Annotated in this window: 12 protein-coding genes, 22 tRNA genes and 1 rRNA gene; 33 read left to right on the forward strand and 2 right to left on the reverse strand. The window is 57.6% G+C overall.

Going from position 1 to position 22,114, the window contains the following annotated elements:
* The first annotated feature begins 454 nt into the window (after nucleotides 1–454).
* The 33 genes from EG886_RS01130 to EG886_RS01290 all read left to right on the forward strand — a co-directional run bounded on the left by EG886_RS01130 (nucleotide 455) and on the right by EG886_RS01290 (nucleotide 20,751).
* A 23S ribosomal RNA gene (locus tag EG886_RS01130) occupies nucleotides 455–3,393 on the forward strand.
* A 130-nt stretch (nucleotides 3,394–3,523) separates the two neighbouring features.
* A tRNA-Asn gene (locus EG886_RS01135) sits at nucleotides 3,524–3,598 on the forward strand.
* Nucleotides 3,599–3,603: 5 nt separating this feature from the next.
* A tRNA-Thr gene (locus tag EG886_RS01140) sits at nucleotides 3,604–3,679 on the forward strand.
* A gap of 3 nt (nucleotides 3,680–3,682) precedes the next feature.
* A tRNA-Glu gene (locus tag EG886_RS01145) sits at nucleotides 3,683–3,759 on the forward strand.
* 6 nt (nucleotides 3,760–3,765) lie between these two features.
* Nucleotides 3,766–3,840 (forward strand) — tRNA-Val (locus EG886_RS01150).
* A gap of 6 nt (nucleotides 3,841–3,846) precedes the next feature.
* A tRNA-Tyr gene (locus EG886_RS01155) sits at nucleotides 3,847–3,932 on the forward strand.
* Between the two features lie 9 nt (nucleotides 3,933–3,941).
* Nucleotides 3,942–4,016: transfer RNA gene (locus EG886_RS01160), tRNA-Gln, on the forward strand.
* 7 nt (nucleotides 4,017–4,023) lie between these two features.
* A tRNA-Lys gene (locus EG886_RS01165) sits at nucleotides 4,024–4,099 on the forward strand.
* 5 nt (nucleotides 4,100–4,104) lie between these two features.
* Nucleotides 4,105–4,179 (forward strand) — tRNA-Gly (locus EG886_RS01170).
* Between the two features lie 40 nt (nucleotides 4,180–4,219).
* A tRNA-Glu gene (locus EG886_RS01175) sits at nucleotides 4,220–4,296 on the forward strand.
* A gap of 6 nt (nucleotides 4,297–4,302) precedes the next feature.
* Nucleotides 4,303–4,378: transfer RNA gene (locus EG886_RS01180), tRNA-Val, on the forward strand.
* A gap of 6 nt (nucleotides 4,379–4,384) precedes the next feature.
* Nucleotides 4,385–4,470: transfer RNA gene (locus EG886_RS01185), tRNA-Tyr, on the forward strand.
* A gap of 10 nt (nucleotides 4,471–4,480) precedes the next feature.
* Nucleotides 4,481–4,555 (forward strand) — tRNA-Gln (locus tag EG886_RS01190).
* Nucleotides 4,556–4,562: 7 nt separating this feature from the next.
* Nucleotides 4,563–4,638 (forward strand) — tRNA-Lys (locus tag EG886_RS01195).
* Nucleotides 4,639–4,645: 7 nt separating this feature from the next.
* Nucleotides 4,646–4,720 (forward strand) — tRNA-Gly (locus EG886_RS01200).
* Between the two features lie 5 nt (nucleotides 4,721–4,725).
* Nucleotides 4,726–4,799, forward strand: a tRNA-Gly gene (locus tag EG886_RS01205).
* A gap of 8 nt (nucleotides 4,800–4,807) precedes the next feature.
* A tRNA-Asn gene (locus tag EG886_RS01210) sits at nucleotides 4,808–4,882 on the forward strand.
* A gap of 5 nt (nucleotides 4,883–4,887) precedes the next feature.
* Nucleotides 4,888–4,963 (forward strand) — tRNA-Thr (locus tag EG886_RS01215).
* Nucleotides 4,964–4,966: 3 nt separating this feature from the next.
* Nucleotides 4,967–5,043 (forward strand) — tRNA-Glu (locus tag EG886_RS01220).
* Nucleotides 5,044–5,049: 6 nt separating this feature from the next.
* Nucleotides 5,050–5,124, forward strand: a tRNA-Val gene (locus EG886_RS01225).
* A gap of 32 nt (nucleotides 5,125–5,156) precedes the next feature.
* A tRNA-Asp gene (locus tag EG886_RS01230) sits at nucleotides 5,157–5,233 on the forward strand.
* Between the two features lie 18 nt (nucleotides 5,234–5,251).
* Nucleotides 5,252–5,327 (forward strand) — tRNA-Lys (locus EG886_RS01235).
* Nucleotides 5,328–5,334: 7 nt separating this feature from the next.
* Nucleotides 5,335–5,409, forward strand: a tRNA-Gly gene (locus EG886_RS01240).
* 615 nt (nucleotides 5,410–6,024) lie between these two features.
* Nucleotides 6,025–6,927, forward strand: a complete 903-nt coding sequence (gene rocF / locus EG886_RS01245) for an arginase (RefSeq protein ID WP_124726445.1) — start codon at nucleotides 6,025–6,027, stop codon at nucleotides 6,925–6,927.
* A 417-nt stretch (nucleotides 6,928–7,344) separates the two neighbouring features.
* Entirely contained in the window at nucleotides 7,345–10,119 is a 2,775-nt protein-coding gene (gene ppc, locus EG886_RS01250) for a phosphoenolpyruvate carboxylase (protein ID WP_124726446.1), read from the forward strand.
* 244 nt (nucleotides 10,120–10,363) lie between these two features.
* On the forward strand, nucleotides 10,364–11,191 hold the full coding sequence (cdaA, locus tag EG886_RS01255; RefSeq protein ID WP_124726447.1) for a diadenylate cyclase CdaA: 828 nt from the start codon (nucleotides 10,364–10,366) through the stop codon (nucleotides 11,189–11,191).
* Nucleotides 11,188–12,384: a CdaR family protein gene (locus tag EG886_RS01260; protein WP_124726448.1), complete on the forward strand. Its 1,197-nt coding sequence runs from the start codon at nucleotides 11,188–11,190 to the stop codon at nucleotides 12,382–12,384. The genes cdaA and EG886_RS01260 overlap by 4 nt, the downstream gene beginning before the upstream one ends.
* Nucleotides 12,385–12,426: 42 nt before the next feature.
* Entirely contained in the window at nucleotides 12,427–13,779 is a 1,353-nt protein-coding gene (glmM, locus tag EG886_RS01265) for a phosphoglucosamine mutase (RefSeq protein WP_124726449.1), read from the forward strand.
* A 467-nt stretch (nucleotides 13,780–14,246) separates the two neighbouring features.
* Complete coding sequence (gene glmS, locus EG886_RS01270) at nucleotides 14,247–16,073, forward strand: glutamine--fructose-6-phosphate transaminase (isomerizing) (protein ID WP_124726450.1); 1,827 nt, start codon at nucleotides 14,247–14,249, stop codon at nucleotides 16,071–16,073.
* Between the two features lie 237 nt (nucleotides 16,074–16,310).
* Nucleotides 16,311–16,706 (forward strand): fluoride efflux transporter CrcB, encoded by a 396-nt coding sequence (gene crcB / locus EG886_RS01275; protein WP_124726451.1) that lies wholly within the window; start codon nucleotides 16,311–16,313, stop codon nucleotides 16,704–16,706.
* Nucleotides 16,699–17,052: a fluoride efflux transporter FluC gene (locus EG886_RS01280; protein WP_124726452.1), complete on the forward strand. Its 354-nt coding sequence runs from the start codon at nucleotides 16,699–16,701 to the stop codon at nucleotides 17,050–17,052. Before crcB ends, EG886_RS01280 begins: the two co-directional genes overlap by 8 nt.
* Before the next feature lie 105 nt (nucleotides 17,053–17,157).
* Nucleotides 17,158–18,300: a DNA glycosylase AlkZ-like family protein gene (locus tag EG886_RS01285; protein ID WP_124726453.1), complete on the forward strand. Its 1,143-nt coding sequence runs from the start codon at nucleotides 17,158–17,160 to the stop codon at nucleotides 18,298–18,300.
* Nucleotides 18,301–18,435: 135 nt separating this feature from the next.
* The gene (locus tag EG886_RS01290; protein ID WP_124726454.1) at nucleotides 18,436–20,751 is read left to right on the forward strand and encodes a poly-gamma-glutamate hydrolase family protein; all 2,316 of its coding nucleotides are present in this window, start codon (nucleotides 18,436–18,438) and stop codon (nucleotides 20,749–20,751) included.
* 115 nt (nucleotides 20,752–20,866) lie between these two features.
* Here the strand turns inward: EG886_RS01290 and EG886_RS01295 are convergent, their stop codons facing one another.
* Entirely contained in the window at nucleotides 20,867–21,550 is a 684-nt protein-coding gene (locus EG886_RS01295) for a hypothetical protein (RefSeq protein ID WP_124726455.1), read from the reverse strand.
* Between the two features lie 15 nt (nucleotides 21,551–21,565).
* Nucleotides 21,566–22,096, reverse strand: coding sequence for a matrixin family metalloprotease (locus tag EG886_RS01300; RefSeq protein WP_124726456.1), 531 nt, complete (start codon nucleotides 22,094–22,096; stop codon nucleotides 21,566–21,568).
* Nucleotides 22,097–22,114 lie beyond the last annotated feature (18 nt).

The raw sequence follows: 22,114 nt of genomic DNA on the forward strand, positions 1-22,114 counted from the left end.
CAGGTCGCAAGATCTCACTCTTTGGTTTTCAGGGAACACGGACCTCACCGAAGAACGGTGAGGTTTTTTGTTTTTTGGCCGGGATTTTCGCGTTCTCTTGCCGGTCGCGCCTGGAAAGAGGAGGACCGAAGTTTTCTATTTATATGGCTCCTCATATGGCTCCTTTTTGCGGAAGGCGGGATCCGTCGGAAACGATTCGTTCAAATGATGGCGGAGTGCGCCGTTTCTTGCGGGGAAAAACGGCAGGACGGCCGGTGGTGTTTCGCTTGGCAGGCCGGAGGATGGATGGGAAATTTTTTTTGAAAAAAGTGATTGCAATTTTTCTCTCGACATGCTATATTGAAATACGTCGCCGCAAGAAACGGTGACACAAAAGATCCACGCACCTTGAAAATGAGATATGGATTGTAAAGCCAAGTCGCGATAACACCGGAAGAGAACCGAGCAGCTTGAAGGTGAAGCTGGTAAGGGCGCACGGTGGATGCCTTGGCGCCAGGAGCCGATGAAGGACGGGGCGAACTCCGATAAGCCTCGGGGAGCCGTAAGCAGGCTTTGATCCGGGGATTTCCGAATGGGGCAACCCACCGGCTGGAAGAGCCGGTACCACCACCTGAATCCATAGGGTGGCTGGGGGCATACCAGGGGAACTGAAACATCTTAGTACCCTGAGGAAGAGAAAGCAACCGCGATTCCCTGAGTAGCGGCGAGCGAAACGGGAACAGCCCAAACCGTTTGCCTTCGGCAAACGGGGTTGTAGGACGTCTCACATGGAAGTCACAAAGGTTTGGGATAGGCGAACTGGTCCTGGAAAGGCCGGCCAGAGCAGGTAACAGCCCTGTAGCCGAAATCCGAAACCCTTCCGAGGCGATCCTGAGTACCGCGGGACACGTGGAACCCCGTGGGAAGCAGGGAGGACCACCTCCCAAGGCTAAATACTCCCTGGCGACCGATAGCGAACCAGTACCGTGAGGGAAAGGTGAAAAGCACCCCGGGAGGGGAGTGAAAGAGAACCTGAAACCGTGTGCCTACAATCAGTCGGAGCTCCCTTGAGGAGTGACGGCGTGCCTTTTGTAGAATGAACCGGCGAGTGACGGTCACGTGCAAGGTTAAGGTGAGGAGCCGGAGCCGCAGCGAAAGCGAGTCTGAACAGGGCGTTTGAGTACGTGGCTGTCGACCCGAAACCGGGTGATCTACCCATGTCCAGGATGAAGTTCCGGTAACACGGAATGGAGGTCCGAACCTGTTGGTGTTGAAAAACCATAGGATGAGGTGTGGGTAGGGGTGAAATGCCAATCGAACCCGGAGATAGCTGGTTCTCCCCGAAATAGCTTTAGGGCTAGCCTCGAAGAGGAGTCGCGGAGGTAGAGCACTGATTGGGCTAGGGGCCCTCCCCGGGTTACCGAACTCAGTCAAACTCCGAATGCCGCAGACTTTGGTCTTCGGGAGTCAGACCGCGAGTGCCAAGATCCGTGGTCAAAAGGGAAACAGCCCAGACCGCCGGCTAAGGTCCCCAAGTGACCGTTCAGTGGTAAAGGATGTGGAGTTGCCGAGACAACCAGGATGTTGGCTTAGAAGCAGCCACCATTCAAAGAGTGCGTAATAGCTCACTGGTCAAGTGACTCTGCGCCGAAAATGTAACGGGGCTAAACGGTCCACCGAAGCCGCGGATCGTGCCTTCGGCACGATGGTAGGGGAGCGTTCCAGGCAGCGGCGAAGCCGGTCCGGAAGGATCGGTGGAGCGCCTGGAAGTGAGAATGCCGGTGTGAGTAACGAAAAGAGGGGTGAGAATCCCCTCCGCCGAAAGCCTAAGGGTTCCTGGGGAAGGTTCGTCCGCCCAGGGTCAGTCGGGACCTAAGTCGAGGCCGAAAGGCGTAGACGATGGACAACAGGTTGATATTCCTGTACCACCTGCAGCCGTTTGTACGATGGGGGGACGCAGGAGGATAGGGGATCGCGCGATCGGAAGTGCGCGTTCAAGCGGTTAGGCCGGAGAGCAGGCAAATCCGTTCTCCATCCAGGCGGAGCCGTGATGACGAGGGAAACTTCAAGTACCGAAGTCCTTGATTCCACACTGCCAAGAAAAGCCTCTAGGAGGATGCAGGTGCCCGTACCGCAAACCGACACAGGTAGGCGAGGAGAGAATCCTAAGGCGCTCGGGAAAACTCTCGCTAAGGAACTCGGCAAATTGACCCCGTAACTTCGGGAGAAGGGGTGCCCCGGTAGGGTTCACAGCCCGAGGGGGCCGCAGTGAAAAGGCCCAGGCGACTGTTTAGCAAAAACACAGGTCTCTGCGAAGCCGCAAGGCGATGTATAGGGGCTGACGCCTGCCCGGTGCTGGAAGGTTAAGGGGAAGGGTTAGCTTCGGCGAAGCTCTGAACCGAAGCCCCAGTAAACGGCGGCCGTAACTATAACGGTCCTAAGGTAGCGAAATTCCTTGTCGGGTAAGTTCCGACCCGCACGAAAGGCGTAACGATCTGGGCGCTGTCTCGGCGAGAGACCCGGTGAAATCGTACTGCCTGTGAAGATGCAGGCTACCCGCGACTAGACGGAAAGACCCCGTGGAGCTTTACTGCAACCTGATATTGAATTCGGGTACAGCTTGTACAGGATAGGTGGGAGACTGAGAAGCCGGAGCGCCAGCTTCGGTGGAGTCGTCGGTGGGATACCACTCTGGCTGTGCCGGGGTTCTAACTCGCTGCCGTCATCCGGCAGGAGGACCGTGTCAGGCGGGCAGTTTGACTGGGGCGGTCGCCTCCCAAAAGGTAACGGAGGCGTTCAAAGGTTCCCTCAGCGCGGTCGGAAATCGCGCGTCAGAGTGCAAAGGCAGAAGGGAGCTTGACTGCGAGACCCACAAGTCGAGCAGGGACGAAAGTCGGACTTAGTGATCCGGTGGTTCCGTGTGGAAGGGCCATCGCTCAACGGATAAAAGCTACCCCGGGGATAACAGGCTGATCTCCCCCAAGAGTCCACATCGACGGGGAGGTTTGGCACCTCGATGTCGGCTCATCGCATCCTGGGGCTGTAGTCGGTCCCAAGGGTTGGGCTGTTCGCCCATTAAAGCGGTACGTGAGCTGGGTTCAGAACGTCGTGAGACAGTTCGGTCCCTATCTGTCGCGGGCGCAGGAAATTTGAGAGGAGCTGTCCCTAGTACGAGAGGACCGGGATGGACGCACCTCTGGTGTACCAGTTGTTCCGCCAGGAGCACCGCTGGGTAGCCATGTGCGGACGGGATAAGCGCTGAAAGCATCTAAGCGCGAAGCCCCCCTCAAGATGAGATTTCCCATTCCCTCGTGGAAGTAAGACCCCTTGCAGATGACAAGGTAGATCGGTCCGAGGTGTAAGCGCAGCAATGCGTTCAGCTGACGGATACGAATCGGTCGAGGGCTTCACCTCACTTCTTCTCTTCCATCACACTTGCTTTACACTCCATACTCATTTTCAGGGTGTGTGCCAAAATGGACCATACCTATTGACCAAGAGAGCGGTCAAGTTATATAATAGTTCTTGTCATTTGACATGGCATTCCTCAGTAGCTCAAGGGTAGAGCGTCCGGCTGTTAACCGGCAGGTTGCAGGTTCGAATCCTGCCTGAGGAGCCAGATCTGCTCCCTTAGCTCAGCAGGCAGAGCGCTTCCATGGTAAGGAAGAGGTCACCAGTTCGAGCCTGGTAGGGAGCTCCACGTGGCCCGTTGGTGAAGCGGTTTAACACACCAGCCTTTCACGCTGGCATTCAGGGGTTCGAATCCCCTACGGGTCACCATTTCACGGACGGTTAGCTCAGCGGGAGAGCACCTGCTTCACACGCAGGGGGTCGGCGGTTCGATCCCGTCACCGTCCACCACGTCTCGGAGGGATACCAAAGTGGCCAACTGGGGCGGACTGTAAATCCGCTGGCATTCGCCTTCGCAGGTTCGAATCCTGCTCCCTCCACCATCTGATCGTTGGGGAGTAGCCAAGCGGTAAGGCAGCGGACTTTGACTCCGTCATGCGTAGGTTCGAATCCTACCTCCCCAGCCAAGTACATGGGCCGTTAGCTCAGTTGGTAGAGCACCTGACTTTTAATCAGGGTGTCGAAGGTTCGAGTCCTTCACGGCTCACCATTCATGCGGAAGTGGCTCAGGGGTAGAGCATCGCCTTGCCAAGGCGAGGGTCGCGGGTTCGAATCCCGTCTTCCGCTCCAATTCAATTTCATATGAAGACGCTCTGTCTTCATCTTGTGTGGCCCGTTGGTGAAGTGGTTTAACACACCAGCCTTTCACGCTGGCATTCAGGGGTTCGAATCCCCTACGGGTCACCATTTCACGGACGGTTAGCTCAGCTGGGAGAGCACCTGCCTTACAAGCAGGGGGTCGGCGGTTCGATCCCGTCACCGTCCACCACATCTTGGAGGGATACCAAAGTGGCCAACTGGGGCGGACTGTAAATCCGCTGGCATTCGCCTTCGCAGGTTCGAATCCTGCTCCCTCCACCATCCTGATCATTGGGGAGTAGCCAAGCGGTAAGGCAGCGGACTTTGACTCCGTCATGCGTAGGTTCGAATCCTACCTCCCCAGCCAGGTACATGGGCCGTTAGCTCAGTTGGTAGAGCACCTGACTTTTAATCAGGGTGTCGAAGGTTCGAGTCCTTCACGGCTCACCATATTTATGCGGAAGTGGCTCAGGGGTAGAGCATCGCCTTGCCAAGGCGAGGGTCGCGGGTTCGAATCCCGTCTTCCGCTCCAATCATGCGGGTGTAGTTCAATGGTAGAACATCGGCCTTCCAAGCCGAATGCGTGGGTTCGATTCCCATCACCCGCTCCATCAAATGTTCCTCAGTAGCTCAAGGGTAGAGCGTCCGGCTGTTAACCGGCAGGTTGCAGGTTCGAATCCTGCCTGAGGAGCCAGATCCGCTCCCTTAGCTCAGCAGGCAGAGCGCTTCCATGGTAAGGAAGAGGTCACCAGTTCGAGCCTGGTAGGGAGCTCCACGTGGCCCGTTGGTGAAGCGGTTTAACACACCAGCCTTTCACGCTGGCATTCAGGGGTTCGAATCCCCTACGGGTCACCATTTCATGGACGGTTAGCTCAGCGGGAGAGCACCTGCTTCACACGCAGGGGGTCGGCGGTTCGATCCCGTCACCGTCCACCAGCCGGCTTTGACCGGATTTCAACAAACATTGCGGAGCTGTGGTGTAGAGGCCTAACATGCCAGCCTGTCACGCTGGAGATCGCGGGTTCGAATCCCGTCAGCTCCGCCATTTATAAAAACCTCTTGTGGGCCGTTAGCTCAGTTGGTAGAGCACCTGACTTTTAATCAGGGTGTCGAAGGTTCGAGTCCTTCACGGCTCACCATATTTATGCGGAAGTGGCTCAGGGGTAGAGCATCGCCTTGCCAAGGCGAGGGTCGCGGGTTCGAATCCCGTCTTCCGCTCCACAAGCAAGCGACCTCATCGAGTGAAATCGATGAGGTCGCTTTTTTTGTTTCGGTCAAACGGTACCGGGATTCTCCTGCATGGCTTGATGAGTGACGACGGGACCGGGAGGACATCTTATGGGGGAAGGATTCGGAGGATTCGTGGCAGCCAAACACGGTGCCGGCGGGGGCCGGGTGGCATGCTTCATCCGGAAGAAGGCAAACGGAAGATTTTCCGTCACCGTATGGACGCGGTCACGTCCTGCCAGGGGAACACAATCGCGAACAGCGGGCAGGGGACTGTCGGGACGAAAGAAGCAGGGGAGGGGGCAGAGCGCGATGCGACGACCCATTCGTCCTGCTTGCGGATGAGGCGTGACGGGACAGTCAAATCCGTTTGGGGACGTTGCGGAATCCGGTCGGCTCAGGAGGGCCGGGGGAAAGCGCGGATTTCTTGCGAGATTATGTAGAATTTTATCCGCAGAAGTGAAATCGATCCGGTTCATGTGGCGGGTATACCGGCGATTGTATAAATATTCTCCTGTGATTTGAATTGGAATAACCTTTTATGTGACATGTGATTATTTTATGTTAATATAAAAAGCAACATCAGTACGTTAAAGGAGTAAGGGGAATATGGCAAAAAAACCGATCACCATCATCGGCATGCCCATGGATCTTGGACAGGGTCGTCGTGGTGTGGACATGGGCCCGAGCGCCATCCGGTATGCCAGTGCCCAATCCTTGCTGGAGAAACTGGGGTATGAAGTGGAAGACTTGGGAGATCTGCATGTTCCGAGTCCGGAATCGACTCCCCAGGGGGATCCGCGCCTCAAATATCTGGAGGCCATTCGTGATGTCAACGAACAACTGGCCGAAACCGTGTCCGGCGTGGTGCAGCGTGGACGCTTCCCGCTGGTGTTGGGGGGCGATCACAGCATGGGAATCGGCACCGTGGCCGGTGTGGCCAGACACTTTGAGAACATGGGCCTCATCTGGTTTGACGCTCACGGGGATCTGAATACGGGAGAAACATCCCCCTCCGGAAACATTCACGGCATGTCGCTCGCCGTTTGTCTGGGCGTGGGACATCCGGATCTGGTGAACATCGGCGGATATGCCCCCAAAGTTCGCCCGGAGCATACCGTGATCATCGGAGCGCGGGAACTGGATCCGGGGGAACGTGAACTGATTCGCCAATTGGGAATCAAAGTGTTCACCATGCATGAAATTGACCGCCTCGGAATGGCGAGGGTGATGGACGAAGCGATTGCAATCGTTTCCAACGGAACGGACGGCGTGCATCTGAGCCTGGACCTGGACAGCCTTGATCCCAACGATGCTCCCGGTGTGGGTACCCCGTTGCCGGGAGGCATTACGTACAGGGAAGGACATCTGGCGCTGGAAATGCTGGCAGAGGCCGACATCATCACCTCGGCGGAATTCGTGGAAGTCAACCCCATTTTGGACCGGGAAAACCGGACGGCCAAGGTGGCCGTTGCCCTGATGGGCTCTCTGTTCGGTCAGACGGTGCTCTGAACCGGACCGGGCGTAAGAGGCCGGGCAGGAAAAGCCGGCCCTGAGACTGGTGCATCGGCGCCTGCCGGCGGGATCGAAGCGACTTCTTGGCCAAGTCCCGGACCTCGACACGGAGGATGTCGAGGTCCTTTTTTCCATATTGTGCGGGATGGACAAGGGTTTTCTGTTTGTTTATAAGGGGAAAAAGGGAAAGCGGAATGAATATGCAATTCCACTTGAAATCATGAAGCGATTTCAAAAAAAACGTAAGCGGCGAGTTCCCCGCTCACCGGTCACGTCCGGATTGGATCGGGCTGTCCGGTTTGTGTCGGAACCGAAGGACAGGAGAGGGGGCGGCAACATTCCGGAAGCGGAGGGCCCATGAGAAGGCCGCCGTTTCGGAAGGAAAACGCGAAATCCGGGGAGGTGCGCGAAGAAATGAATCAGATTCACGCCAAAGATCTTCCGCTTCGGAGAGACGTCCGCATGTTGGGGGAAATTCTCGGAGAAGTGCTCGTCATGCACGGCGGCCGGGAGCTTCTTGGGTGTGTCGAACGGATCCGGGAGAAAACCAAACAGTTGCGGGCCGGGTTCAGCCGGGAGCTGTTGGAAGAAATCAAGAGGGAGATCTCGGGGTTCACTCCCGAACGGCGCAGGGATGTCATCCGGGCCTTCGCCGTGTATTTTCATCTTGTCAACATTGCGGAACAACACCACAGGGTCCGGAGAAACCGGTATTATCGCCGGTCGGCATCGGGCGTCGTCCAACCTCATTCGGTGGAGGCGGCGGTTCGGCAACTCAAGGACCGGGGATTGGGTCCGAATGATGTGGAGGCCATGCTTCCGCGGCTCAGTTTGGAATTGGTGATCACCGCCCATCCCACGGAAGCGATGCGAAGAACCACGTTGGACTTGCATCACCGCATCGCCGCATTGGTGGATGAATTCGACCGGTCGGACCTGACGGAAGCGGAGCGCGAGGAAATCCGGGAACAGTTGCTGGCCGAGGTTTCCACGTTGTGGCAGAGCGATGAGATCCGTCTGCGGAAGCCGACCGTCATGGACGAAGTGCGCAACGGACTTTGGTATGTGGATGAAACCTTGTTTGACGTGCTGCCGCTGGTTCATGAAGAGCTGAAGCGGTGCCTGACGGAAGTCTGGCCGGAACATGAGTGGAACGTACCCACGTTCCTGCGATTCGGCTCCTGGATCGGAGGGGACCGGGACGGCAACCCGGCCGTCACGTCGGAGGTCACCTGGCGCACGCTCGTCATGCAGCGGGAATTGGCCATCCGCAAATATGAGGCCGCCATCGGCCAACTGCTCAAAAAACTGAGCCACAGCACCCGCAAAATTCGCATCACCGACGAACTGGCCGCGTCCATTCTCCGGGATGAACGGGAAGTGAAAACGGTGGACGTGGGGCAGGGGGAATGGCGAAACGAGCACGAACCGTACCGGAGGAAATGCATGTTCATGCTGGCCCGGCTCCGGCACACGCTCACCGGCGAAAAGGACAAAGGGGCTTATCAGAGGCCGGAGGAGCTTCTTGAAGATTTGCGTCTGATCCGGGACAGTCTCCGGAATCACAGCACCGTCGGGTTGGTTCGACGGGACTTGGACCGGCTGATCCGTCAGGTGGACTTGTTCGGGTTTCACTTGCTGACGTTGGACATTCGCCAGCACAGCAGGGAACATGAAAAAGCGTTGACCGAAATCTTGGCGTCGCTGGGTATAGAACCGCAGTACGACCGGCTTTCCGAAGAGGACAAGATGACCCTTCTCACCAGGCTCCTCGCGGATCCTCGCCCCCTGACGTCTCCCTTTTCCCGTTATTCTCCGGAGACGGAAGAGTGTCTCCGCTTATTCCGCACGATTTACCGCGCCAAGGAAGAGTTCGGAGAAGATGCCGTCCGCAACTATCTGATCAGTATGACCCAGGGAACCAGCGATCTGCTGGAAGTGGTGCTGCTGGCCCGGGAAGCCGGCCTGTGCAGGACGGGGAAAGAAACGGAAAGCCGCCTGCATGTGGTGCCGCTGCTGGAGACGATTGATGACCTGCACCGGGCAGGGGAGATCATGGAAGCGTGGTTTCGCCATCCCGCATTTGCTCCCGTCCGGAAAGGCGACCAAAGGGTTCAGGAAATCATGCTGGGTTATTCGGACAGCAACAAGGACGGCGGCGTGATCTCCGCCAACTGGGAGTTGTACCGTGCGCAGCTGGCGCTTTCCGAACTCGGCGGCCGCTTCGGCGTGACGGTGAAATTTTTCCACGGCCGCGGCGGCGCTCTCGGCAGGGGCGGAGGTCCCTTGCATCAGAGCATCATGGCCGCGCCGGCCCTCGCGGTTCTGGGCGGGGTGAAGATCACGGAACAGGGCGAGGTGCTCTCCTCGCGTTACTCCTTGAAGCCGATTGCCCTGCGCAGTCTGGAACAGGGCGTGTCGGCCTTGTTGACACAATCGGCGAAAGCCGTGTCCGGCCAAGGTTCTTCGCCGGATGAGCGGTGGGTGCGGGCCATGCAGGAAATTTCCGATGCCTCGCTCAAGGCTTATCAGGATCTGGTGTTCCGGGACAAAGACTTCGTCCCCTTTTTCCAGGAAGCGACCCCGCTTCCGGAGATCGGGGAAATGAAGATCGGTTCCCGGCCCGCACGGAGAAAATCCGGCGGTGGTTTTGAGGATCTGCGCGCCATTCCCTGGGTGTTCGCATGGACACAAACCCGTTTTCTGTTTCCGGCTTGGTACGGGGCGGGAACGGGCTTGTCCTCCTGGATGTCAAGCCATCCGGAGGGGCTCTCCCTGCTTCGGGAGATGTATGCCGACTGGCCCTTCTTCCGGGTGTTGACGGACACCCTGCAGATGGCCTTGGCCAAGGCGGACATGCGATTGGCGGAGGAATACACCACCTTGGTGTCCGACAAGGAGGCAGCCGGGCGGATTTTTGGCCGGATCCGCGACGAGTTTGAAGAAACCCGCGGGTGCGTGCTGCAAATCACCGGACAGGACGAACTGTTGGCCCATGTGCCGGTGATCGGGGAGTCAATCCGTCTCAGAAACCCGTACGTGGATCCGCTCAGTCTGATTCAGGTGGACCTGTTGCGGGTGAGGCGGAGAAGCAACGTGACAGAAAACGAAGGCGATTCCCAATCCCTGCTGGAAGACGTGCTGTTGACCATCAACGGCATCGCCGCGGGACTCAGAAACACGGGTTGACCCGCCTTCCCGATCCCGCACCGCTCTCGCGAAAAATTTCATATTTTCCTTCCAACCCCGGAGAACCGTGCTCTCCGGGGCTGTTTGCTGCCTGCGGGACGGGGGTGCGGACGGTGCGGGGGGTGGGTTTTCACGATCACATTTTTTATAATGGGAGAATAAAAGCCGGTTGACCGGTCGGAATGCCTGAGCCTTCCGGGGAAGCATACTAAGCAAGAATTGATGAAGGGACGGAGGGGCCGGGATGCGGTCATTGGACGGAAATCTGGGATATCTGAGCGACGTGATCGATATCCTGATTGTCAGTTATATCATTTATCACTTGCTGAAATTGCTCAGAGGCACCCGCGCGGTTCAACTGCTCAAGGGGCTCACGGTGCTCGTCGTGATCTGGCTGGTCAGCAACGTGTTTGATTTGGCGACGCTTCGCTGGTTGATCGAAAACCTTTTTTCCGTCGGAGTCATCGCCGTCATCATCATTTTTCAGCCGGAGCTGCGCAGAGCTTTGGAACAGTTGGGGCGGGGAGGTTTTTTTGGCAGAAGCAGACAGGTGGAAGACCAGATGGCCGCCCAGGTGGTCGGTGAAGTGACCAAGGCGGCTTTGCAATTGGCGCGAAACCGGATCGGAGCACTCATCGTGATCGAACGGCAGACGGGACTGAGCGATTACGCCGAAACGGGAACGCTTCTTGAGGCAAGGTTGAGCAGTGAATTGCTGGTCAACATCTTTCAACCGAACAGTTCCCTGCATGACGGAGCGGTGCTGATCCGTGGATCCACCATCGTTTCGGCGGGGTGCTATCTCCCCCTGACGGAAAATCCGTTTGTCAGCAAAGAGCTGGGAACCCGCCACCGTGCCGGGATCGGGCTCAGCGAACTCTCCGACGCCGTGGCGGTGATTGTGTCGGAAGAAACTTCCCAAATTTCCTTGGCGATTCACGGAATTTTGGAACGAAATCTCAGCGAGGAGATTCTCGTTTCCCGACTGTATGAAGAGTTGAAACCCCCCGAAAAAACCGGTCCGGCCCTGTTCCGGATGTGGCGGGATCGCGGAAGGGAAGGGTCTCAATGAATGAGTGGATGAAAAATGAGATGGTGTTGCGCCTCGTCTCCCTGTGCATCGCCGTTTTGATGTGGGTTTCGGTGACGCAGCCCTCGCTCACTTCCGGCAAACCGGAATTCAGTACCCGCATCCGCAACGTGTCGGTGGAAGTCAGCTACGACAAGGAACGGTTTGAATTGGCCGAAGAAGTGGACAAGGTGGAGCTCGTTCTGTACGGGGAAGAGTCGGCATTGGAACATCTGACGCTGGGATATCGTCTCTGGGTGGATGCCACCGGGGCCGGGGAGGGAACCCACCGTCTTCCGGTCCGGGTGGAGGGATTGCCCCGGGAAGTGACCTATCGGGTGGAGCCGTCCGCGGTGGATGTGACGCTGGAGGCAAAAGTGACCAAGGAAATGGAACCGGTCATCGACGTCGTGGGAGACCTCCCGGACGATTACAAAGTGGGCTCCCCGGACATCAAGCCCGACAAAGTGGTGGTTCGCGGTTCCCAAAAGTTGCTCGGGCAGGTGCAGTCCGTCCGTGGAACGGTTTATCTGGACACGACCACGTTGACGACGAGCAAACAGGTTCGACTTCAGGCTTACGGAGAAAAGGGACCGCTGGCGGGAGTGGAAGTGTTGCCGCGGTCCGTGCAGGTGAAAATTCCGGTGGATGTTCCTTCCAAAGTGGTTCCGTTGCAGGTGACCATCAACGAATGGCCGCCGCCGTGGATGGCCGTGGAACAAGTTTCCGTGCGGCCGGAGCGGGTGAAGGTCTACGGAACCGGGGATTTCATCGGGAAACTGCGGCAATTGCCGGGGCCGGCCCTGGATCTGACCGGAGTCACCAAGGACCGGACCTGGACGGTGCCCGTTCCCATTCACGAGGATGCCATCAAAGTCGAACCCCAACAAGTAGAAATCTATGTTAAAATGGTTCGTGCCAACACCAAAAACGTGAAAGACATTCCGCTGAGAGTGGAAGGCCTTGTGGCCGGGCGGAGGGCAACGATTCTGTCACCTGCCTCCCAGCGGTTCGATATCCTGATTTCAGGGGCGCCCAAACTTCTGGAGCGGATCAGGCCGGAGGACGTGGAAGCCGTCGTGGATGTCTCCCGCCTGTCTCCGGGTGAACACGAGGTGCCCGTCAAGATCACCCTGCCCGATTGGATTCGGTCGGCAGAGAGCAAGACATGGAAAGCCAGGGTGAAGATCGAATGAGCGGCACGCGGCCGCATGTGGATGAGGAGGAGAACTGGCAGTATGGGAAAATATTTCGGTACGGACGGAGTAAGAGGGGTTGCCAACGAAAAGCTGACGCCTGAACTGGCATTCCGCCTTGGCCGCTGCGGAGCGTATGTGCTGACCCGTGGAAAAGAACGGGACAACGGAAAAGTGAAAATCGTGGTCGGTCGTGACACCCGTCTCTCCGGCGAGTTGCTGGAGTCCGCCCTGATCGCCGGCATGCTGTCGATCGGATGTGACGTGGTGCGCCTGGGAGTGATCAGCACACCCGGCGTGGCGTATCTGACCCGCCATCTGGAAGCCGATGCCGGCGTCATGATCTCCGCGTCCCACAACCCGTTTGAGGACAACGGCATCAAGTTTTTCGGCGCGGACGGGTACAAACTCTCCGACGAAACCGAAGCGGAAATCGAAGCGCTGCTGGATGCCGACGAAGATGCTCTGCCCCGCCCGACCGGAGCGGGAGTCGGCCGCGTGACCGATGACCATGAGGCGGTGCATGCCTATCTGGAACATCTCAAATCGACCATCGACATCGATCTGTGCGGCATGCACATCGTGGTGGATTGTGCCAACGGTGCCGCTTACGAATTGGCCCCGCTTCTTCTGAGAGATCTGGGGGCCGACGTGACGGCCATCAACATTCATCCGGACGGAACCAACATCAACGTGGAGTGCGGTTCCACCCATCCGGAACGGCTGCGGGAAGAAGTGCTGAAGAAGCAGGCACATCTCGGATTGGCGTTTGACGGGGATGCCGATCGGCTGATCGCCGTGGACGAGAAGGGGAACATCGTCGACGGGGACCGGATCATGTTCATCTGCGGGGAATACATGAAAGAGCGGGGCATGCTGAAAGGAGACACCATCGTCACCACCGTGATGAGCAACATCGGCTTTTTCAAGGCGCTGGAGTCGCTGAACATCCGTGCGGAGAAAACCAAGGTCGGCGACCGTTACGTGATGGAAAAAATGAAAGAGGGCGGATACAACCTGGGCGGCGAACAGTCCGGCCACATCATTTTCCTGGATCACAACACCACCGGTGACGGAATGCTCACCGCCGTCCAGCTTCTGCGCGTGGTGAAAGACAAAGGGCAAACCCTGTACGGACTGGCCCAGGGAATGAAGCAATATCCCCAGCTGCTCGTGAACGTGCGCGTCAAGCAAAAAGAGGGCTGGGACCAAAACGGAGAGATTCTGAAGCGGATCCGGGAAGTGGAAGAGATGCTGGGCGATGATGGCCGCGTGCTGGTGCGTCCCTCCGGAACCGAGCCGCTGATCCGCGTCATGGCCGAAGGACCGGATGAAGAAACCATCGGTCGCTGTGTGCGCCTGATCGCGGAAGAAGTGGAAAGACAGCTGGGTTGATCCGCTTTTCATGCAGGTCATGGATGGATCCGGCAGTGCGAATTCAGCCGTCGCAAACGTCACGCGGCGAGTTCGCACTGCTTTCCGTTTTCCTGTGTCCGTTCGGCGAACTTTTTCCGCGATTGTATTTACAGGACAAGTCTTTTTGAATAGCATAAAAAATATAAGCAAAACAACCTGATTTGACCATTGAAGGAGGTGAGGAACGAAAGCGGGAACGGGAATGTCAGGCAAACATGTCGGAAAAGCGCCAGGGCTGCGGGGGGAGCGGAACATCGCCCGCAGCTGACGAGGTGGAGGTTGATCGATCCATCGGCGGATGCCTCCCGGCTCAGCGCCAGAGCCGAGGAGCCGCGGGACAAACCGGCGGGGTGACCCGGCGAACAAAACCCGCGGCATGGCGCGCAAGACACGGACTTGATCACAAACAGAAACAGATAAAGAAACATTTGCAGGGGGTTTTTCATATGTGCGGAATTGTGGGGTACATCGGCCCGAAGCAGGCCCAGAACATCTTGCTGGAAGGCTTGTCCAAACTGGAGTATCGCGGTTATGATTCCGCCGGTCTGGCCGTTTACAACGGAGAAACGATCGGCGTGTCCAAGAGCAAGGGACGCCTCAGCGTTCTGGAAGACAAGCTGAAGGTCCAAGGTCTTCCGGGAAGTCTGGGAATCGGTCATACCCGTTGGGCCACCCACGGCAAACCTTCGGATGCAAACTCGCATCCCCATGTGGACGGCGCCGGACGTTTTGCGGTCGTTCACAACGGGATCATTGAAAACTACATCGAGCTGAAAGAAGAGCTCATCGCCAAGGGGCATGTGTTCACTTCCGAGACGGATACCGAAGTGATCGCCAAACTGCTGGCCGAACTGTGGGACGGCGATCTGGTGTCCACCGTGAAAAAAGTGGTGTCCCGTCTGGAAGGCGCTTATGCCCTGGGCATCATCAGCGAATATGAACCGGACAAAATGGTGGCCGTGCGTCAAGCCAGCCCGCTGGTCGTCGGTCTGGGCAAGGAAGAAAACTTCATCGCTTCCGACATCCCGGCCATCCTGAAGCACACCCGTGACGTCCACATCTTGGAGGACGGCGAAATGGCCGTGCTCACCGCGGAAGGCGTCACCCTGATGAAAACGGACGGAACCCCGGTCAGCCGCGAACCGATGCATGTGCAGTGGGACGTGGAAACCGCGGAAAAAGGCGGATACGACCACTTCATGATGAAAGAAATCCACGAACAGCCCAAGGCGATCCGCGACACCCTCTCCGGCCGCGTCAAAGAAGGCCTGGTGGATCTCACCCGCGAAGTGGGTCTGTCGGAAGAGGAGATCCGCGGGATTGAAAAGATCCATTTCGTCGCTTGCGGAACCGCCTATCATGCCGGTCTGGTCGGCAAGTACGTGATGGAAGATCTGGCCCGCATCCCGGTGGAGACGGACATCGCCTCCGAGTACCGCTACCGCAATCCGATCATCACCGACAAAACGCTGGTGGTCGTGATCAGCCAATCCGGGGAAACGGCCGACACCCTGGCCGCTTTGCGTGAGGCCAAGAAGCACGGAGCGCGCGTCGTCGCCATCACCAACGTGGTCGGTTCCAGCGTGGCCCGCGAAGCCGATGACGTGATCATCACCTGGGCAGGTCCGGAGATCGCCGTGGCTTCCACCAAGGCATACACCTCCCAGTTGATCGCCATCTATCTGCTGGGCCTGTACTTCGCCAAGATTCGCGGCACCCGGCCGGTGGAAGAACTGAAAGAGATCGTGAAACACCTGACCGAATTGCCGGGCAAAGCGGAAGAAGTGCTCCAAACGGAGCAAATCGTGGCTGAATTTGCCCGTTCCATCGCCAACCACGAGCATCTCTTCTTCCTCGGACGCGGTCTCGATTATGCGGTGGCTCTGGAAGGATCCCTCAAGCTGAAGGAGATCTCTTACATCCACTCCGAGGCTTATGCTGCCGGCGAACTCAAACACGGTACCCTGGCCCTGATCGAAGAGAACATCCCGGTCATTGCCCTGGCCACCCAGCAATACATCTACGACAAGATGGTCAGCAACATCCAGGAAGTGAAAGCGCGCGGTGCCAATGTCCTCGGTCTTGCCGCCGAAGGAGACACCGAACTGATCAAATCCGTGGACCGCGTGATCCACATTCCGAAAACCATCGATTTGCTGATGCCGGTTCTCACCGTCATCCCGCTCCAGCTGCTGGCCTACTACGCCTGCACCGAGCGCGGCTATGACGTTGACAAACCGCGCAACCTGGCCAAGAGCGTGACCGTTGAGTAAAAAACGATCGCGACCGTCGATGAGGGTTGACAGCTCCCGACGGGAAAACAAGATGTCCATGAAGCCGAGCATGGTGAGGGTTCTCACCGGCTCGGCTTTTTCGGGTTTCAAGGGTAAAATGGTGAGAAATGAAGAGAAAGCTCAGGTGACAAAGGCAATGGTCGGTTTCTGCGGCGGTTGATGACTCCACCGATTCTGCTTGGTGGGAGACTGTTTGAGTCAGGGGGTGACACCGGAATGAATGTCAGATGGATCGGCATCGCGGGAATGGTCGGTACCTTGCTTCGTTACGGTTTGGGGGGGTGGATGGAGCGATGGTTTCCGCAATCTTTCTTTCCCGTGGGAACATGGACGGTCAACATGATCGGTTGTTTCGCTCTGGGGTGGTTTTCGGAGTGGGCGATGGACAAAACCGGGATATCACCGGCCATTCGAACCGCCGTCAGCACGGGGTTGATCGGCTCGTTCACGACATTCTCCACGGTCAGTGTGGAAACGGTGCAACTGTTTCGCCAAGGGTTGTACGGAATCGGCGGGTTGTACGCGGGGACCAGCCTGATCGGCGGGTTGTGTCTGGCATGGATGGGCACGGCGATTGCAGGAAGAAGAAGGGGGAAGGGATCCAATGGTTGAAATGGCGTGGATGGCGGCGGGAGGTTTTTTGGGAGCCATCGCCCGCCATGTCATCCAATCACATGTCTCCTCCCGCCGGACAAGCAAATGGCCGCTCGGAACGCTCATTGTCAATGTGTCCGGTTCCTTTCTTCTGGGATGGATCGCGGCAAGTCCCATCTTCGAACCGATGGCTTTGTTTCTGGGAACGGGGTTCATGGGAGCGTTCACGACGTTCTCCACGCTCAAACTGGAAAGCGTCACCCTGTTTCGACGGGGGGAAGGAAGAACCGGCCTTCTGTATTTGGGACTGACGTATCTGGCAGGCATGGGGGCGGCATGGCTCGGATTTCTCATCGGAAGGTGAAGCCCGCAGATCGGGCTTTTTTCATGAACAAAACCGGAATGGCAGGAAACCGGCGGAGAATACCGAACGTCTGTGTGTGAGTGGAACGGGAAGGAGTTGTGTATCATGTACCGCCGGTTTGCTCTTCCGGAAATCTCCCCCTCCATGGCCATGCATCATGTGTGGGCCAAGCATCATGTGTTGCCCGGGTTTTCCGCGACGTGTTGCCGTTTCGTGGCTCAACGCTTGTTCGGCTTGCACGCCGCCCGGCTACCGACACCGTATGTGACGCTTCGTGCGCGAATTCCCGGGTTTCGGGAAGAGAGCCTGCGGGAGGAACTTCGGCAAAACCGTCGGCTCATCAAATTGCGCTGCATGCGAAGGACGCTGCACATTCTTCCGCTCGATTTGGCAGCGGTCGCCCATCGGGCCACCCTTCCCTTTCGGCTGGCCGATTGCCGCCGACAACTGCGCAAAGCGGCGGGAGAACCGGAACAGGCGGATGCGCTGAGAAGGTGGATCAAGCAAGCGGTTCGCATGGCTCCCCGGTCATCCCGGGAATTGGAACGGCAGGCTCCCGCGGTCATCGGAGGGACACCGGAGCGGACGGTTCCTCTGGTCCGGGCGGTGATCAGGGAGATGTGGGAGCGGGGACAATTGTGTTTGATCGACGACGCCGATCATTGGAGTCGGGAGAGAAGGCGGTATGGCTGGACGGCCGATTTGTATCGCTCCCTCCGTCTGAATGACATGAGCCGTGAAGAAGCCGTCAAACGGTTGGTCTCCGGGTATCTGGAACGTTATGGCCCGGTGACGGAAGGAGATTTGGCTTGGTGGTCCGGATTGGGACTCACGGAAATCCGGACGGCACTCCGGGACCTGAAGGATTCATGGACGGAAGTGCAAATCAAAGGTTCGCCCCGTCCGCATTTGATGTTGAAGGAAGATCTTTGCCGGATGATGGATCTGCGCCTTCCTTCCGAACCATGGGTGACGCTGCTCGCATACGAAGATCCCACGCTGAAAGGAACCAAGGAAAGCCGGTTCCTTTACGTCGATCCGGTGCATTTCCCGAGACTCTTCAACGCCATCGGGGAAGCGCGGGCATCCATCGTGGAAAGCGGTCGGGTGATCGGCGTCTGGGAACCGGACCGGAAGGCGCGAAAAATCCGCTGGGAGACATTCGGAAGGACGCAAAAGCGGGTGGACTCAATGATCCGGGAGGAAGTGCGGAACATGGAACGGTTTTTGTTCGGGGGTTCTTCGTGAAATCACGCGGATTCCGTTGGGATTTTCACATGACTGAAACACTTGATGCAGACCATGCCTCCAATTGCAAATTTCAAATGATATAATTATATTGTTTTTGCTGAATCCTAACCATCAGGAAGGGGCATCGGTTTGATGCGGCGGAACGTGTCGCGGGCGCTGCTGGCTTCCCTGATGACGGTTGCCATAGTGACGGCTCCGTTTCAGGGACAACAGGCAGAAGCCGTCGGAGGTTATCAGAATTGGCAAGAGCTTGTGAACGGCGGTGAACGACCTGGAGTCGATTATCGCATTCTGACCCGGACCCGTCCCACGTCCAGAACGTTGATCATGGCGATTCACGGCGGAGGGATGGAGCTGGGCACCAGTGAGGTGGCGAAAGGCATTGCCAACTACGATGAAACCGGCAATGAGTTTGATCCGGATTTGATCAACGGCACAGACATGTTCAACGCGTATCTGTTCGAAGGGATCAAGTCGACCGGCAACAACGTGCTGAAAATTCCTTCGGAAACGTTCGATGAACCGACCGCGGTAAGCATGGTGGACAAAGGGTTCCGGGTTCTGTCGATTCACGGAATTCCCGACCGGGTCAGCGGGCAACAGGAAGTGATGGTGAGCGGTCTGGACACCTGGACCCGCGGCTGGGTGGCCAAGCGCCTTCGGGAAGCCGGTTTCACCGTGACCGTGGATTCCTCATCCGATGCCGAGGGGAACAACCCGGCCAACATTGCCAATGAAGGCTTGAAACGGGCTGGTGTGCATCTGGAGCTCACGTACAGTTTGCGCAAGGCGATGTTCCGCGACGTGGACACCAAGGCCGGCCGGGACGAAGCCGTCGACAAAACGGATGTGTATTACCGGTTTGTCAAGGCGGTGCGGGAAGGCTTGAAAGCGGACATGTATCGCAACACCGATGAGCTTATGCAATATGAGACCGAAGGCGATACGTATTCCGTCTCGACCCGGACGGTCCCTTCCCGTACCTTGATCCTGTCCGTGCACGGCGGCGGCATTGAGGCGGGCACCAGTGAACTGGCCCGGGGAATCGCGGGGATCTACAACGATCCGAAAATCCGGGGGAGTGCCAATTACAACCACTACAATTTCAGCGGACTCAAATCCGCCAACAACCGGGAACTTCACGTGACGTCGGCTCACATCACCGAATCGCGGGCCGTGAACATGGTGGCGGATGCCGACCGGGTGCTCAGCCTGCACGGTTATTCCGACAAAACTCCCGGGGAAAAAGTGGCTTACGTCGGCGGGCTTGACCTGGACCTGAAACAGGTCGTGTTGGATCGCTTGATTGAAGCCAATTTTACGGCAAGAGATGCGGTTGGGGAACTTCCCGACGGAGCAGGCACCGACCCGGACAACATCGCCAACCGGGGAAGGAGCCGGGCCGGTGCGCAGATTGAACTGACCACGTCGCTCCGGAAATCGTTTTTCGCCGATCTCACCTCCCAGGGGCGCCAAACCAAAACGGACGACTATTACCGGTTCGTCAATGCGCTCCGGAAAGCGTTGGCGGCCGAACGGGTGGACGGCAAGGACCGGTTTGAAGTGTCGGTCAATGCGTCGCGTGAGTACCGCTATACATTCGGGACCCCGACCGAAGTGATCATCGCAAACGGGCTCGACTATCCGGACGCATTGGCGGGCGGCCCGCTGGCGCACAAGCGGCAGGCACCCATCCTGCTGACCACGCCGGATTCCCTGCCGGTCTCGGTGGAGGAAGAAATTCGGGCCATTCGTCCGACCAAAGTCACGATTCTCGGGGGAACGGGTTCGGTATCCGAAGCGGTGGAAAACCGGATTCGCAGTCTCGGTGTAAGTGCGGTGGAACGGATCGGCGGAGCGGACCGGTATGAAGTGGCCGCCGGGACGGCTTCCCTTGTCATCGAAGGAAGTTCCGTGGACACGGCCGTGATCGTCAGCGGCACCGCCTTTGCGGATGCGCTCTCCTCTTCGGCGGTGGCGGCTCAAAAAGGCATGCCGGTTCTCCCGGTGCAGCAGGACGCGATTCCGACCACCATCCGTCAGTGGTTGGAGACTCATCCGCAAATCAGGAATTTCATCATCGTCGGCGGAGCATCCACCGTCTCCGATGCCGTCAAACAACAATTGGCGGCGTTCGGCACCGTCCGGCGGATCGACGGAGCCGACCGGTTTGAAGTGTCGGTGAACCTGGCAAACACGCTGCTTCCGGATCACCACCGTACGATCATGGCAAACGGGCTCCAATTCCCGGACGCGTTGATTGCCGGACCGCTTGCCGCCGCTTCCGGGGCGCCGGTGATCCTGACGTCTCCCACGTCTTTGCCTGCTTCCGTTCAAACCTATCTGAACGAAAAGCAAGGTGTGCTGAGATCCGGAACGGTCATGGGAAGCGTCAGCTCGGTCGGCACGAACATCTTGTCCCGGCTTTCCCAGGTGATTGAGCCCTGATCGGAAACATCGGAAACACAGGCTGTCGGCGAAACTGCCGGCAGCTTTTGCTTTTGCAAAGAAAGAGAGCATCCTCCTTTCCCTGCGGACCGGAAGATGCTCTTTGGGAAACCGTTCATTTCAGGTATCCGTTCACTTCATCCAGCACTTCGTCGATCGATTTGCCGGAGACGGTGTCAGGATAATCGTCCACAAAGCCGTGAACGAGGACTTGACGTTTCATGTTGGCTTCATTGGAAGCCAATGCCGTCGCTTCTTTGCGAGGGGTGATCAATTCCGCTTTGCCGCTTGCATCAAAGGCGATGGCGTACGGTTGGAAGTTGATGGAGTAGCCCTCCACGTGCGGATCCTTTTCCAAAAACAGCAGATACGTCTTGGAGGGATCGGGTTCAAAGAAGGAGGGGGAAGGAATCCGAACGTCAAGCGGCTTTCCGTTCTCGTCCAGGAGACCGTCGATTTGCTGGTCGTACAGCAGGTTGACCCGAATGTCGGTTTCGGTTTGTCCTTTGATGGATTGAATCACCTGGAAGGGATAGGAACGGCCTTCGCTGAACACGGATTTGCTCGGCTCCGCGGGGTTTTGCGGGTTGCGGGAACCGTTGAAGACATGGTAATCGGTGCCGAATTTGCCAAGCACCACGATTTGGGCGCGTTCGCTCATGGCTTTGAGATCGCCGGCCAGATTGGGTTCAAAGCTGACGTGGATCGGAGCGGCCGCTTCCTGCTTGTCCGTGCAACCGGTGAGGACTCCGACGATCAAAGAGGCGGCCAAGGCGGTGATCAGAATCCGCTTGATCATGGTTCATCCTCCTTTTCAGTAGAGTGCGTTGACGCCGTTGATGTCATCGGTTTGCGGAACGTAAATGGACAAGCGATCGCGTCCGATCTTCATGATGGCCGGATTGTTGGTGTGCTCCAGTCCCAGGATGTGGCCCAGCTCGTGGTTGGCGGTGCTTCGGTTGGCCGTGAACGTGCTGTTGTAGTTGTTGTTGAGTTTGGAGACCCAGGAAGTGATGCATCCGCTGCTGTTGTAATACCAGGTGGAGAGGCCGTAATTGCCGTCTTTGGCCGTGTAGGTGTCAATGGCTCCCGGGGCCGTGGAGGTTCCACCGACAAACCGGCGCACGGACTGGGCTCCGTTCCAGTCGGTCAGAGCCTGTTGGAAAGCGCTCTTGTGTGCGGAAGTGATGGATCCGCCCCAACGCCAGTAGATGTAATACGTGCACTGCTTTTGACCGGTGAAGGAGTAGGCCAGTGCTTCCTGCATGGGAGACCGTGTCAGGATGAGCGCCAGCGAAAGGGTGAAAAGCAGAGACCGGACGGTTCGGGAAGTCCTGATCTTCATCTCGTTGAATTTCTCCTT

Source organism: Staphylospora marina, from assembly GCF_003856495.1.
In the GTDB taxonomy this organism is placed as follows: Bacteria; Bacillota; Bacilli; order Thermoactinomycetales; family Thermoactinomycetaceae; genus Staphylospora; species Staphylospora marina.